The sequence below is a fragment of the Microbulbifer harenosus genome (assembly GCF_005771435.1).
Classification (GTDB): Bacteria; Pseudomonadota; Gammaproteobacteria; order Pseudomonadales; family Cellvibrionaceae; genus Microbulbifer; species Microbulbifer harenosus.
Genome location: NZ_VANI01000004.1, coordinates 374,687 through 388,727, shown reverse-complemented (window position 1 = coordinate 388,727; position 14,041 = coordinate 374,687). Strand labels below are relative to the sequence as shown.

Below are 14,041 nucleotides of genomic sequence, written 5' to 3'. Positions count from 1 at the left end.
CAATTCTGATTTCAGCACTTCGCACAGCCTGCCGATCTCGGCCTCCCCCCTGTAGGAGCCTGCCTGCAGGCGAACACCCGCCCCCTATTGACACCCAGCCCCACCAAATCCATAGTTGCATCACCCACAAACTTGTATATACAAGAATGTACAACCGGGTAGGCACTTTACCCGAGCAGACGAAGACCATACAAGCATGAGCAGTCAAACGACAGCCGCAGAAAGCAGCAGCCAGCCCCGCTACGCCGCGATCAAGGCACATATCCGCGCGCAGATCGAAAGCGGCGAGTGGCCCGCGCACTTCCGCGTGCCCTCGGAAAACCAGCTGGCCCAGGACTTCGGCGTCAGCCGCATGACCGCCCGCCGCGCCCTGTCCGAGCTTACCGACGAAAACGTGCTCATACGCTCCCAGGGCCTCGGTACCTTCGTCGCCGAACCGGTCCCCGCCGGCTCCCTGCTGGAAGTGCGCAACATCGCCGACGAAATCGCCGCCCGCGGCCACAGTTACGCCGCGCGCATCCTCAAACTGGAGCAGACCGTCGCGCACACCGAAGTGGCCGTCGCCCTCGGCCTGACCGAAGGCAGTGTTGTGTTCCACTCTATCATCGTGCACCTGGACAACGGCCTGCCGATTCAGTTCGAGGAACGCTATACCAGCCCGACACTGGTGCCGGAATACCTGCAGCAGGACTTCACCGCGGCCACTCCCAACGAATACCTGACCCGCGTGGCGCCGCTGACGGAAGTGGATACCACGGTAGAGGCGATTGGTGCGGATGAGGCGGTTGGGAAGGCATTGGAAATCAAAGCGGGGACGGCCTGCCTGCAGATCTGGCGGCGCACGAAAAGCAGTGCGGGTACGGTGAGTTTTGCGCGGTTGGTGCATCCGGGGAATAGATACCGGCTGGGCGCGCAGATCAGGTTTTAAGTTTTTCTAATTCGTCGCAGGCCGCGGCGGTTCGCCTGCAGGCAGGCTCCTACGGGGTGCCTCTAGTTAAGAACGCAGCAATACGAATTTAAGGCGGGGTGCCGGGTGTAGGTTTTCAGGATCGTCGTCGCCATGGATGGCGGCGCCGAAGCGTACATGGATGTACTCGCAGCAGTCCTGAAAACCTACACCCGGTGCCCCGCCGCCACGAAACCAGTTTTAAAACTCCGGGCCAAAAGCCCACAGAACTCCGATTCAAAGTTATCCACAGAATTTGGAAACAGCGAGGCCAAAATGACCGACAAACGTCACGACCCCAGCCGCAAAATCATCGCCCCCACCGGCACCAAACTGAATGCAAAAAGCTGGCTCACCGAAGCGCCGCTGCGCATGCTGATGAACAACCTCCACCCGGATGTTGCCGAACGCCCGGAAGATCTGGTCGTTTACGGTGGTATCGGCCGCGCCGCGCGCGACTGGGAGTGCTACGACAAAATTGTCGAAGTACTCAAACGCCTCGAAGACGACGAAACGTTGTTGGTGCAATCCGGCAAACCCGTCGGCGTATTCAAAACCCACGCCGACGCCCCCCGTGTACTGATTGCCAACTCCAACCTCGTCCCCCACTGGGCCAACTGGGAACACTTCAACGAGCTGGATAAAAAAGGCCTCGCCATGTATGGCCAAATGACCGCCGGCTCCTGGATTTACATCGGCTCCCAGGGCATCGTCCAGGGTACCTACGAAACCTTCGCCGCGGTTGCGCGCAAACATTTCGACGGAATAGCGAAAGGCAAATGGATCCTCACCGGCGGCCTCGGCGGCATGGGTGGCGCGCAGCCACTGGCCGCCACCATGGCCGGCTTCTGCATGATCGCCGTCGAGTGCGACGAAACCCGTATCGACTTCCGCCTGCGCACCGGCTACGTGGACAAGAAAGCCACCAGCCTCGACGAAGCCCTGGCGATGATCAACGCCGCGATGGAAAAGGGCGAAGCCATTTCCGTAGGCCTGCTCGGCAACGCCGCCGATGTGTTCCCGGAAATTGTCGAGCGCGGCATTTTACCGGATTGCGTTACCGACCAGACCTCCGCCCACGACCCGCTGAATGGCTACCTACCGAAAGGCTGGACCATGGAATACGCCGGCGAAATGCGCAAAAAGAACGAGGCGGCAGTCGTTAAAGCGGCCAAGGAATCCATGGGTATCCAGGTCGAAGCCATGCTGAAGCTGCAAGAGCGCGGCGCCGCCACCCTCGACTACGGCAACAACATCCGCCAGATGGCGTTTGAAGTGGGCGTAAAAAACGCATTCGACTTCCCCGGTTTCGTGCCGGCGTATATCCGCCCGCTGTTCTGCGAAGGCATCGGCCCGTTCCGCTGGGCAGCCCTGTCCGGTAACCCGGAAGACATCTACAAGACCGACGCCAAGGTCAAAGAATTGATTCCAGAAAACCCACAGCTGCACAACTGGCTGGATATGGCGCGCGAGCGAATCCAGTTCCAGGGCCTGCCCGCACGTATCTGCTGGGTCGGCCTGAAAGACCGCGCGCGTCTGGCGCTGGCGTTCAACGAGATGGTGGCGAACGGCGAGCTGGAAGCACCGGTGGTGATCGGCCGCGACCACCTCGACTCCGGCTCCGTGGCCAGCCCCAACCGCGAAACCGAATCCATGCTGGACGGCAGCGACGCGGTCTCCGACTGGCCGCTGCTGAACGCACTGCTGAATACCGCCTCCGGTGCCACCTGGGTGTCCCTGCACCACGGCGGCGGCGTGGGCATGGGTTTCTCCCAGCACAGTGGTGTGGTCATCGTATGTGACGGTACCGAGGCAGCGGCAAAACGCATCGGCCGCGTACTGTGGAATGACCCGGCCACCGGCGTGATGCGCCACGCGGACGCGGGCTATGACATCGCCAAACAATGTGCGAAAGAACAGGGCCTGGATCTGCCCATGCTCAAGGACTAACCCCAGAACCTGAACATATCCACCCTGTAGGAGCCTGCTTGCAGGCGAACCGGGCAAAGCGCCAAGACTGTTCGCCTGCAAGGCAGGCTCCTACAGGCAAGAATCAATTTCGGATTTCGGTAAAAAATTTATGTACCAACTGGAAATCACCCCCGGCCAACTGAGCCTGGAACAACTGCGCCGCGTCGCCCGCGCGCCGGTGCAGCTGAGCCTGAACAAGGACGCACACCCGGCCATCGCCGCCTCAGCTAAAACCGTGGCCGATGTGCTGGAACAGGGCCGCACCGTGTACGGCATCAACACCGGTTTCGGCCTGCTGGCGAACACTCGCATCGAAAAGAAAGACCTGGAAACCCTGCAGCGGGCCATCGTACTTTCCCATGCCGCCGGCACCGGCAATTTCATGAGCGAGAATACCGTGCGCCTGCTGATGGTGCTGAAGATCAACTCCCTCGCGCGCGGTTTTTCCGGCATCCGCCTGGAAGTGATCGAAGCGCTGATCAAACTGGTCAACGCCGGCGTTTACCCGGCAATCCCCGAGAAGGGTTCCGTGGGCGCCTCCGGTGACCTGGCGCCGCTGGCGCACATGAGTGTAGTGCTGCTGGGCGAGGGTGAGTGCTTTATCAATGGCGAGCGCAAATCCGCCGCAGAAGGTCTGCGCTTTGCGGAAATGCGCCCGCTGGTGCTGGCGCCAAAAGAGGGCCTGGCCCTGCTGAACGGTACCCAGGCGTCCACCGCGTTCGCACTGGAAGGATTGTTCGCCGCCGAAGACCTGTTCGCGGGCGCAGTGGTAACCGGCTCCCTGACCCTGGAGGCCGCCAAGGGCTCGCGCCGTCCGTTCGACGATCGCATCCACGCCGCCCGCGGCCAGAAAGCCCAGCGCGATGTGGCTGCGAGCTACCGCGACCTGCTGGGCGACAGCAGCGAGATCGGTGAATCCCACCACGACTGCGCCAAGGTGCAGGACCCCTACAGCCTCCGCTGCCAGCCCCAGGTCATGGGTGCCTGCCTGCAGCAGATCCGCTTCGCCGCCGAGGTGCTGCTGGCAGAAGCCAACGGCGTTTCCGATAACCCGCTGGTATTCACGGATGGGGAAAACCCGGAAAACTCCGACATCATTTCCGGAGGCAACTTCCACGCGGAGCCGGTGGCGATGGTGGCGGACAACCTGGCACTGGCGATTGCGGAAATCGGCGCCCTGTCCGAGCGCCGCATGGCATTGCTGATCGACTCGAGCCTGTCCGGCCTGCCGCCGTTCCTGGTGGACAACGGCGGGGTCAACTCCGGCTTCATGATCGCGCAGGTCACTTCCGCGGCACTCGCGAGCGAGAACAAGACCTTCGCACACCCGGCGAGCGTCGACTCCCTGCCGACGTCCGCCAACCAGGAAGATCATGTATCCATGGCGACCTTCGCCGGCCGCCGCCTGCGCGACATGGCCGACAACACCTGTGGCATTCTCGCGGTGGAACTGCTGGCCGCCTGCCAGGGCCTCGACTTCCGCGCACCGCTGAAATCGACGGAAAAACTGGAAGCCGCCAAGGCCAAATTGCGCGAGCGGGTTTCTTTCTATGATAAAGATCGTTACTTCGCGCCGGATATCGAAGAGGCCAAGCAACTGATAGCCAGCGGCAACTATCTGGACTTTACGCCGGCGGGACTACTGCCAAGCGTCTGACGCCTCGCCTGCAGCGCAAGCCGCAGGGATTTCGCACATTCTTAACCCAGCACAAATGAGTGTCGGCTATCTAAAATAGAGAGGCCGGGAATTTTCCCGGCCTCTTCGTATCTACGCCCGGCACTGTAAACCGGCAGCCGGTCAGCTGCCAAAGAATTGCAAGTAAACCAGATATGCAGCGCAGGCAATCAGCAGGCTTCCCATAATCACATTGAAAATACGTACCCGTATTTCGGTACCCAGCAACAGCCGTACCCGGTCCCCCGCCAGGGCCCACAAGGCAAGCGAAGCGTAGCAAACCAGAAAATATATCGAAACGAAGGCAATCAGGCTGGCGTGGCTTTCGGGTCTGGAAAACAACGCAACTCCGGAAACACAAGCCACCCAGGCCTTGGGGTTCAGCCACTGCAGTAGGAAGCCCTCGTGAAAGCGGGGTCTGGCGCGCTCGGCGATATCGATAGATCCGGACGCCCCGGCGATTTTGCTGCCGATGTAAATAACATAGGCCGAGCCAATCAGCGCCAGGTACTTGAGAAACTGAGGGTAAATTTCCAGTAGCTGGTAGAAGCCAAACCCAATGGCCGCCAACAGCAGGGTAAATCCTATGGTTGCGCCGGAGACAAACGGCATGGTGCGTCCGAATCCATGGCTGACACCAGAGGATACAATCACCATATTTACAGGCCCAGGGGTGATCGACATAACCAGGGAAAAACCGAACATTGCAAAAAAGAGTGACATAGCCAATTCCTGAATTTATTGTGATTATCCGGCTTTAGGGTAGCACCCAGGTCCGCCCCAGAAGGCTGAAATCCCACTGAAAGTGGACCCGAACTGCCATGTTCAAAAAAAGTTTAGATAAAGTCTCCGCACGGCATCGAATTCAAATTAAAAAAATGCCGATGTAGTTCCGGTCGCTGCGCAGCCGGCAGTGGTGATCGCTTCTGCAAACGCCCCAGACACAACAGTCCGCAGATCAACGTGTTTTCCTCCAATCCCAAAGCTGCAGACAAAAGCGGGCTGTAGGCCAGTTTACCGGTCCGCCAGTAACCACTGTGGCCCATTGCTTCCGCCGCTATCAGCATACTCTGGATAGCGGCACCGGCAGAAAGTACCTGTTCGATTTCCGGAACTCGGCCACTTCGATCCACATCCAGCACACAGATGACAACCCGCGGCGCCGTAGCAAACAGCCGCTGCAATGCCTCAGTAATTTCCTCGACTGAGGTATCACCGGCCTCTTGCGCCAGGGCCACCAACCCCACCCTGCGAACCAGTTTTTCGCAATCCTCCCTCGAGCAAAGAATGTATCGCCAAGGTCGCAGCGCCCGGTGATCGGGTGCGGTTAGTCCACACTGCACGATACGCTCTATATCCGACAGAGCAATATCGCCGTCGATTATCGGCTGGGACTTTCTTGTAAGAATATTTTCAATTAAGTCTGACATATTATACTCACCAATTTTTTACCATACGGGTATACATGTGGAATCTCACGCAAGTGCAGGTTGCGCAGCGAAATACCGTAGAGAATGGAATCCAGAAAAAAGGTTCAATAAGGTAGCAAAATATCCCCATCCCCTTGCAGATAAGAGGAACAGGAAAGTACATATTCGTTTAGACGAACACCGTTATCGCGAAGCTCTCCGGAAAGAACCCTTACCCGACAAGATCCGCAACGGCCCCTGCGGCAGGAACTGCGAATTGGCAGCCTCATTTTTTCGATGTTTTCGAGAATCGTCAGCTTCTTGCTTCCCTTTCCCTCGTGCCTGTGGCCATTGATGGTGACCCTCAGACGGACGAGATCACTGTCTGCCTCGCGTTCGTGCAACAGCGCTTCAGCTTCCATGTTTGCCCCCGATCTATTCCTGGCCCGACCCTCACAGAGGGCGGCCCGTTTCCCTGAAAACCCGCGACAGTCAACCGCCGGCCATCACGTTTATCAACTCCTTTCGCACCGGCAAATCCCTGGGCCTACCCGGCATGCTACCCAACAACTGCCGGGTATAGGCTTGGGACGGATTTTCGAGCACCTGATCCACATCGCCCCACTCGACCATGTCACCGGATTTCATCACCAGTACCTGATCGGCAAAGTGACGCACCACGGCAATGTCGTGAGATATAAAAATGTATGTAAGACCCAAGTCTCGCTGGAGATCCTGTAGCAAATTTATGATCTGCGCCTGCACAGAAACATCCAGCGCAGATAGCGGCTCATCCAGTATCAGAATTTCCGGATTCGTGGCCAAAGCGCGGGCAATATTCACCCTTTGGCGCTGGCCGCCGCTAAGCATATAGGGAAAGGCGTGCAACTGGGTCTCCCCCAACCCCACTTGGTGCAGATAGTGAAGCGCGCGTTGACGGCGCTCGTCACGACTCAAGTTCTCGTAATTGCAGAGAGGGGCCGACACTATGCGCCAGATTCTCTGGCGCGGATTGAGCGAGGCGTAAGGATCCTGGAACACCATTTGGACCTTTCGGTACAGGTCTCGTGCTGGAAGATCGGCGACATCGCGCATTCCACTGTCCATACGCAAGCTGACCCGGCCGGCGCTCGGTCTCTGCAGCTTCATAATCAGCTGCGCCATAGTGCTCTTACCACTGCCCGACTCCCCCACGACCGCCAGCGTGCGTCCACGGGTCACCGCCAGATTGAGTTGGTTGAGCGCGTTAAATACCTGACCGCGCGCCCCCGGCAGGCGAAACACCTTGCATAGATTTTCGACGCGCAGCACCACTTCATTGGTGTCAGCGCTAGGCATGCTTACCAGTGACATCGGCTTTCCCTGTGCGAATTCGCCTCCGTACGCTGCATCGTCGGCGGCTGCACGCAGTGGTGATCGGTACGGCTACAGCGCGATCTAAAGCGACAGCCTTCGACCTCTTCGGTTATCGGTATCACGCTGCCATCAATCGTGGTCAGCCGACTCTTAGGCCGCTGGCCGTTGCGGCCAGGCTGGGCCGCCACCAGACCTCTCGTATAGGGGTGGCGGGGTGAGGCGATGACTTCACCAACATTCCCACTCTCCACTATTTGCCCGGAATACATTACCTGTACCCGGTGCGCGCACTGCTCAATGACGCCGATATCATGAGACACCATCATCATCGCCATGCCAGTATCCTGGCGGATCTCCTCCAGCAGCTGCAGTATCTGCGCCTGCACCGTGACATCGAGTGCGGTGGTCGGCTCATCGGCAATCAGCAATTGTGGCGCGGAGGCCACTGCCATGGCGATCATGATTCGCTGCGCCATACCGCCGGACAGCTCATGCGGATAACTTTTCAGTCGCGCGCTGGCGTGGGCGATTCCCACTCGGTCCAGCAAGCGAAGTGCCTCGGCACGAGCGGAGGCGCGGCTCATACCGCCATGCGTGTGTAATACGGATTCAGTCAGCTGACGCTCGATCGTCAGGCAGGGATTGAGGGCACTCATGGGATTCTGGAATATCATCGCCATGTTGCCGCCGCGCAGCGCACGCCAGTCACGTGACCTTGCCCGCAGCAGGTCGATCCCACAGGCCTCCATCCGCTCGGCAGATGCGCTCACACCGTCTGGCAATAACCCCATCAAGGCCATGTTGACCATGCTTTTCCCGCAGCCCGATTCGCCAACCACCCCGAGAACTTCCCCAGCCGCCACAGAAAATGTCAGATCGCGCACCGCCGGTTTTCCGTCGATTGCGATACACAGGTTTTTGACAGACAGAATCATAGCCTTGCCAACTTCGGATCGAGGCGGTCGCGCAGCGCGTCTCCCACCAAATTAAAGCTAAGAACCGTAATCAGGATGCAGACACCTGGCATTACAACCAGGAGAGGGTGAGACTCGATAAACGGGCGCGCGTCTGCGAGCATCGCCCCCCACTCCGCCACCGGGGGCTTAGCACCGAGCCCGAGAAATCCGAGCGCAGCAATTTCCAGAATCGCATCGCTGAAGCCGAGGGCCGCCTGCACTATCACCGGCGGTACACAGTTCGGCAGCACCTCGGACCAAAGCACGCGGAAGCGGGAGCTGCCGCTAGCGAAGGCCGCCATCACATAGGTTTTCTGCATTTCCTGAATCGCGACCGAGCGGACCACGCGCACAAACCGCGGAATACCAATAATGGTTACTGCGACAACGGCATTGACCAATCCGGAACCAAGCACCGCGACGATGACAATGGCCAGCAGGATACTGGGCAGACACATCAGCAAGTCCACCAGCCGCATGATCACGGCATCCAGCCAACCGCCATAGACGCCGGCCAACAGCCCGAGTCCGACACCGACCACCAGCGATACCGCCACCACCACAAAACCAATACCGAGCGAACAGCGCGCACCGTAAACGAGCCGCGCAAACATATCCCGGCCCAGATCGTCCGTGCCCAGTATCGGCGCCGACAGCGGGTTCCAGCTCGGCGGTACCAGCAGCTCGGCACCGATCCGATAGGGAGACAGGTCCAGCAGCAGCGGCGCCAGGAACCCCAATAGCACCATGGTAACCAGCGCGAAAAAGCCGATGTTTCCCCAACCGCCCGGCATCAGGCGATGAACAGCCGTGATACTAGTTTGCACTGTCCCTCCCAACTGCGGGGTTAATCGCTCTATAAACGCACTCGATCAGCCCGTTTACCAGCACCACAAAAATACCGATCAGCAGAATGCTGGCCTGGATCACTGGATAGTCGCGCGCATAAACACTGTTAACGATGTAGCGCCCAACACCGGGCCACGCGAAAATAGTCTCCGTCAGAATGGCACCGGTGATCACTGTAGTGACAAACAGCACACCGCCCACGGTGATAATCGGGATCAGCGCATTGCGAAAAGCGTGACGCCATATAACCCAAAATTCGCTCAAACCCTTGGCACGCGCAGTTCGGACATAGTCCTCCGACAGCACTTCGAGCATGCTCGAACGCGTTGTTCTGGCAAACACGGCAAGCGGTATAGTAGCCATGGTCAGGGCCGGCAGGGCGAGGTGCGCCAGAGCACTGCCAAACGCGGAGAAGCCGTATTCCTGCACTACCTGCGGCGCCAGCGTATCCACCAGCATGAAGCCTGTTATGGGCGCTATGTCGTAGAGGATGTCGATGCGCCCAGCTACCGGTGTGATATCCAGTCCGATCGAAAAGCACAGGATCAACACCAGGCCCCACCAAAACACGGGTATCGAATAACCAAAGATCGAAACTGTCATGATCAGAAAGTCCGCCACGCTGTTGCGGTAGACGGCCGCAATTACACCGGCGGGTATTCCCAAAACACAGGCGATCAGTAGCGCGCTGACCCCAAGCTCAATGGTCGCGGGCCAGCGCGCCAACAACTCCTCAATGACACTCTGCTGGGAAACCACGGAAACACCGAGGTTGCCTTGCAGCGCATTGGCGACAAACTGCAGATACTGTGCGATCAGCGGCTGCTCCAGGCCAAGATGCGCGGCCATTTCCCGGTACTGTTCAGGGTCTGAACCACGTTCACCGATCAGCAACAGCACCGGGTCACCCGGCGCCACGCGGATCAGGAAGAATGCCAATAGCGAGACCCCCAACAATGTGGTAGCCACCTCCAGCAACCGCCTGAGCCCTATGGTACGAAGCATGTTCACTGCTGACGATTGCTCGAAACGGACAGGGGGAAAAAGTTGTCCACGTCGAAGGGGTCCATTACATAACCCTCAACCCTTGAACTCAGCGCACGGAAAACCTTCGAATGAGCGATGGGAATAACCGGTACGTCTTCACTGAAAACTCTCAACGCCTCGCGGTACAGCTGCTCGCGGGTAGCCAGGTCACTCTCTCGCCGCGCCCGCTTTATCAGGGATTCAAACTCGGGCTGGCAGTAGCGGGAATTGTTCGACCCACGCTGTACCGAATCGCAACTGAACAGGGTGTACAAGAAGTTGTCAGGGTCGCCGTTGTCACCGGCCCAACCTAGCTGCACCATGTCGTGCTCGCCACGCTTGACCTTATCCAGGTAAGTGCCCCAGTCGTAACTGACAAGCTCGACCTCGACACCAATTTTGGCCAGGTCCTGCTGCATCATCTCGCCCATTTTCCGACCGTTGGGGTTGTACGGGCGACTGACCGGCAGGGTCCAGAGTGTCACTTTAAAACCATCGGAGTAGCCCGCTTTCTGAAGCAACTTCCTGGCTTTTTCCGGGTTGTACTCGTACTGCGCGACCTCGTCGTTATGGGACCACATGCTCGGGGGGTAGGGGTTAATCGCGAGTTCCGCGTTGCCGAGATAAACCGCATTAATATACGCCTGCTTATTGAGTGCGTGTGCAATGGCGCGGCGTACCTGGACATTGTCGAACGGCGGCTTTTCTGTATTCATCGCCAAGTAGCCAATATTGAGACCGTCCTCCTCCGCCAGTACCATGCCGGACTGAGACTTGATTTGTGCAATGTCGCTGGGAGACGGGTAGACAACCAGATCACACTCACCTTTCTTAAGCTTCATATAACGGACACTGGGGTCCGGGGTAATGGAAAAAACCAGGTTGCCTATTGCTGGCTGCCCCTGCCAGTAAGCTTCATTCGCTTTGTAGCGGATGCTGGTGCCCTTCTGGTAACGGCGAAACTTGAACGGCCCGGTACCCACCGGCAGCATATCGATATCGGCCTTGCGGTTCTCCCGCTGCAATTGCTCGCTATATTCACTGGAAAGAATGGACATGAATGGCATAGCGAGGTTGGATAAAAACGGAGCCTCGGGTTGTGACAACTCGATTCTCACCCTGTGATCTCCCAATTTTTCCACCTTGGTGATCAATTTATCCATACCCATGCCCTGAAAGTACTGGTAAGTACCGCCGCCCACCATGTGATACGGATGCTCCTTGTCCAGCTGTCGATTGAAGGAGAAGAGCACATCGTCCGCATTCATTTTGCGACTTGGCGTGAAGTAGGCGGTACTGTGAAAGGACACATCATCACGCAGTTCAAAGGTGTAGCTGCGGTTGTCCGGAGAGATTTCCCAGCGCTTTGCCAGTGATGGGACCAGTTTGGTCGTACCCGGTTCAAAGTCCAGCAAACGATTGTACAGCGTTGGGGCAGTAGCATTTCTCGCTGTTCCAGACAGTGTTATCTGCGGGTTAAAGGATTCAGGACTTCCTTCAGAGCAGTAAACCAGGTTGCTCGCGGAAAAAGCTGGCATTGACACCAGTACCGCCGAGTAAAACGTCAGCAATGCAAATACTTTATTCATGATTAATACCGGAGTTTCGGTTCTTCATTTCACTTATAAAATGACACAGGATTACCGCGGCTATACCCACCACACTCTTGTTTAAGACCAGAGCCCCAGGCTGCCATCCTCTCGCAAACCGATAAACGATGTTTGCGAAATCCGGTTACCATCCGGGGTTCCGAGGATCTCATGGAAGTTTTGCGTATTGAAAATAATGAGGTCACCCACTTTCGGAATAATCCTCACACAATCCTCCCGCTCCAAAACTTCGTAAGGGAAATAGTAGTCTCCCTCGACTTTCAACTTGTCGTTTTCACGAGTATGAATAGTGTCGTAGATAACCAGCTCCCCGGAATCCGATTCGGCGCAGTAATAGATGTTCCAGGTGAGCTGCTTGCTAATTTTCGTCACCGACCAGGGAGTGCTGATATGACTGGGCGCATGATCAGCATGTAGCTTTCCATGCCCCTTGAAGCTGCGAAAGGCACCGGCAAAATATTTCCCAAAGCCGTCCTCGTGAAATACAGAGACTTGCCGACCACCATTGTCGCGGATGGACTGAATCACCATCTGAACCGGATCTATATTCAGTTCATGGTAGATCTCGTCAACAATCCTTTTGGCTTCCTCACACTTCCCGAAGTAAATGCTTTTATCATCGTGCGCCCACTGATTGTGGCACAAGCCAATTTGGTGCACTGGGATGTCTTTCAGATGGTCATAGTTGGCAAATCGCATCTCCAATAGACGTGAAGCAACCACATCACAGACTTTCCGATCGACAAAATCCTGCACTCTGATAGCCGGAATTTTGTGCTCCAACAGCAAGCTCATGTTCTCAGGCGTCAGATCATGCAACTCACTAGATATCCAATTTCCCATCTTCAACTCCATTTGTTTCTTTTTTTCACTAACCCGCGGAAGCTCTGGAAAGCTGTGCGCGATCAACGGAATATGACCAGCGTCGGTAAAGCGCGTAACTCACCAGAATCAATACGCCATATACGGTCATGAATATACTGACGGTATAAACAAAGTTGTTATTGAACATATCCAACAAGGCACCAGTAACGAGCGCTGTGCTACTGCCGAAAAAACAGCCTACGGCAAAGGTAATTGCAAATACTGATCCCACACGATTTTTCGGCGAAAGGGTGACAATCCCGCTGTATCCAAGCATCCACACAAACTCGAACAGGAATACCATGATGATGAAAAATACTGCACATGCGATTGCCGAACCGGTATAGACTGAGGCCAAGTAGCTTCCGCAAGCAAGTAATGACCCGACTAAAGCAACCAGGAGGACACCGGAAAATTCCCGCTCAAAAATCCTGGAGTACTTGCAAAATACTGCAAATAGAGAAGAACCCAGAACAATTGCGATGCTCGCCATGACGTATGAGGCGGATACTGCCGACGAACCCAGTGCAAACTGCTCGCCCGGATAAATAGGCTGCAAAACACTGTAAGTGCCCTGGAAAAATGCAGCAGTCAGCGGAGGGAGCATGCAGCAGAAAAAAAGCCGAGGATCACTTTTCAGACTTGAAAAATAGTCCGTACATCTTTGCCCAATAGGGCGCTTTCTACCTGACTCCGGGAATTTGTCTTCACTGATATTTCGAATCAAATATACAAGAAAAGCAGAAACGAGGAATGTTACGGCATCAAACAGAACTGCAGTTTCCAGGCTCACTGACGAAACCAGGAATACACCCGCAATTGCAGCCATGGCTATTCCGACATGATAGCCGCTCTGCATGAACGAGGCGTAGTAACTGAGCTTTTCTTTGGGAAATATGTAGGGAGCGATAACAGTCTTGGTAATTCTACTTACATGATCAAACAGACCACGTAGCAAAAGAAGTAAAACAATAGCAATGTAGTTTCCTTCGCCGACGAACGGAATAATCAGCAACGTCAACAAGGCACTGATGATATCCAGAAGATACCAGCGCTTACGCGGTTCCATGCCAAAGTCCCAATCGCTCCTGTACAGAATAACGATAAATACGGGAAGCCATTGCAGAGAAATAAATATAGCAGTAACCAAACCGGATCCTGTTTCACCATATATGGCAAGAGCGAGGACAATGTGCAAGAGCACAGACCCCGCCGAAGATATAGTGAATGCAGTCGCACCGAGGATAAGATTCAGTCTTCCGCGGAAAACCACGGCGTCATTCAATGTGCTCATAGAAACCTGCACTTAGGTAGTACCAAAAAAAATCCGTGGGACTCGCTCAAACGCGAAATATGCGGCAACAAGGTTCCTGAATCGA

The 14,041-nt window shown here is 56.2% G+C and carries 13 protein-coding genes; 3 read left to right on the top strand and 10 right to left on the bottom strand.

The genetic code is table 11. From position 1 onward, the window contains the following. Window positions 1–196: 196 nt before the first annotated feature. From hutC to hutH, 3 genes are all read left to right on the top strand, one after another. Window positions 197–928: a histidine utilization transcriptional repressor HutC gene (hutC, locus tag FDY93_RS03930; RefSeq protein WP_138234429.1), complete on the top strand. Its 732-nt coding sequence runs from the start codon at window positions 197–199 to the stop codon at window positions 926–928. Window positions 929–1,222: 294 nt separating this feature from the next. After that, window positions 1,223–2,896 (top strand): urocanate hydratase, encoded by a 1,674-nt coding sequence (gene hutU, locus FDY93_RS03925; RefSeq protein WP_138234428.1) that lies wholly within the window; start codon window positions 1,223–1,225, stop codon window positions 2,894–2,896. A 130-nt stretch (window positions 2,897–3,026) separates the two neighbouring features. Continuing rightward, window positions 3,027–4,574, top strand: coding sequence for a histidine ammonia-lyase (gene hutH / locus FDY93_RS03920; protein WP_138234427.1), 1,548 nt, complete (start codon window positions 3,027–3,029; stop codon window positions 4,572–4,574). Between the two features lie 141 nt (window positions 4,575–4,715). On the opposite strand, the gene FDY93_RS03915 is transcribed toward hutH, so the two are convergent. The 10 genes from FDY93_RS03915 to FDY93_RS03870 form a co-directional block, all read right to left on the bottom strand. Further along, window positions 4,716–5,315, bottom strand: a complete 600-nt coding sequence (locus FDY93_RS03915) for a LysE family translocator (protein ID WP_138234426.1) — start codon at window positions 5,313–5,315, stop codon at window positions 4,716–4,718. A 113-nt stretch (window positions 5,316–5,428) separates the two neighbouring features. Continuing rightward, window positions 5,429–6,022 (bottom strand): nitroreductase family protein, encoded by a 594-nt coding sequence (locus FDY93_RS03910; RefSeq protein ID WP_138234425.1) that lies wholly within the window; start codon window positions 6,020–6,022, stop codon window positions 5,429–5,431. Between the two features lie 104 nt (window positions 6,023–6,126). Next, window positions 6,127–6,423 carry a 2Fe-2S iron-sulfur cluster-binding protein gene (locus FDY93_RS03905; protein ID WP_138234424.1) on the bottom strand — a complete coding sequence of 99 codons (297 nt, stop codon included), beginning with the start codon at window positions 6,421–6,423 and terminating at the stop codon, window positions 6,127–6,129. 70 nt (window positions 6,424–6,493) lie between these two features. Beyond that, on the bottom strand, window positions 6,494–7,354 hold the full coding sequence (locus FDY93_RS03900) for an ABC transporter ATP-binding protein (protein ID WP_138234423.1): 861 nt from the start codon (window positions 7,352–7,354) through the stop codon (window positions 6,494–6,496). Further along, window positions 7,342–8,292, bottom strand: coding sequence for an ABC transporter ATP-binding protein (locus FDY93_RS03895; RefSeq protein WP_138234422.1), 951 nt, complete (start codon window positions 8,290–8,292; stop codon window positions 7,342–7,344). The genes FDY93_RS03900 and FDY93_RS03895 overlap by 13 nt, the downstream gene beginning before the upstream one ends. After that, window positions 8,289–9,140, bottom strand: a complete 852-nt coding sequence (locus tag FDY93_RS03890) for an ABC transporter permease (RefSeq protein ID WP_205827963.1) — start codon at window positions 9,138–9,140, stop codon at window positions 8,289–8,291. The genes FDY93_RS03895 and FDY93_RS03890 overlap by 4 nt, the downstream gene beginning before the upstream one ends. Continuing rightward, the gene (locus tag FDY93_RS03885; protein ID WP_138234421.1) at window positions 9,130–10,167 is read right to left on the bottom strand and encodes an ABC transporter permease; all 1,038 of its coding nucleotides are present in this window, start codon (window positions 10,165–10,167) and stop codon (window positions 9,130–9,132) included. Before FDY93_RS03885 ends, FDY93_RS03890 begins: the two co-directional genes overlap by 11 nt. Window positions 10,168–10,169: 2 nt before the next feature. Beyond that, the gene (locus FDY93_RS03880) at window positions 10,170–11,777 is read right to left on the bottom strand and encodes an ABC transporter substrate-binding protein (protein WP_138234420.1); all 1,608 of its coding nucleotides are present in this window, start codon (window positions 11,775–11,777) and stop codon (window positions 10,170–10,172) included. Window positions 11,778–11,858: 81 nt separating this feature from the next. Then, window positions 11,859–12,653, bottom strand: coding sequence for a 2OG-Fe(II)-dependent halogenase WelO5 family protein (locus tag FDY93_RS03875; RefSeq protein ID WP_220446087.1), 795 nt, complete (start codon window positions 12,651–12,653; stop codon window positions 11,859–11,861). A 16-nt stretch (window positions 12,654–12,669) separates the two neighbouring features. Then, complete coding sequence (locus FDY93_RS03870; RefSeq protein WP_138234419.1) at window positions 12,670–13,956, bottom strand: MFS transporter; 1,287 nt, start codon at window positions 13,954–13,956, stop codon at window positions 12,670–12,672. Window positions 13,957–14,041 lie beyond the last annotated feature (85 nt).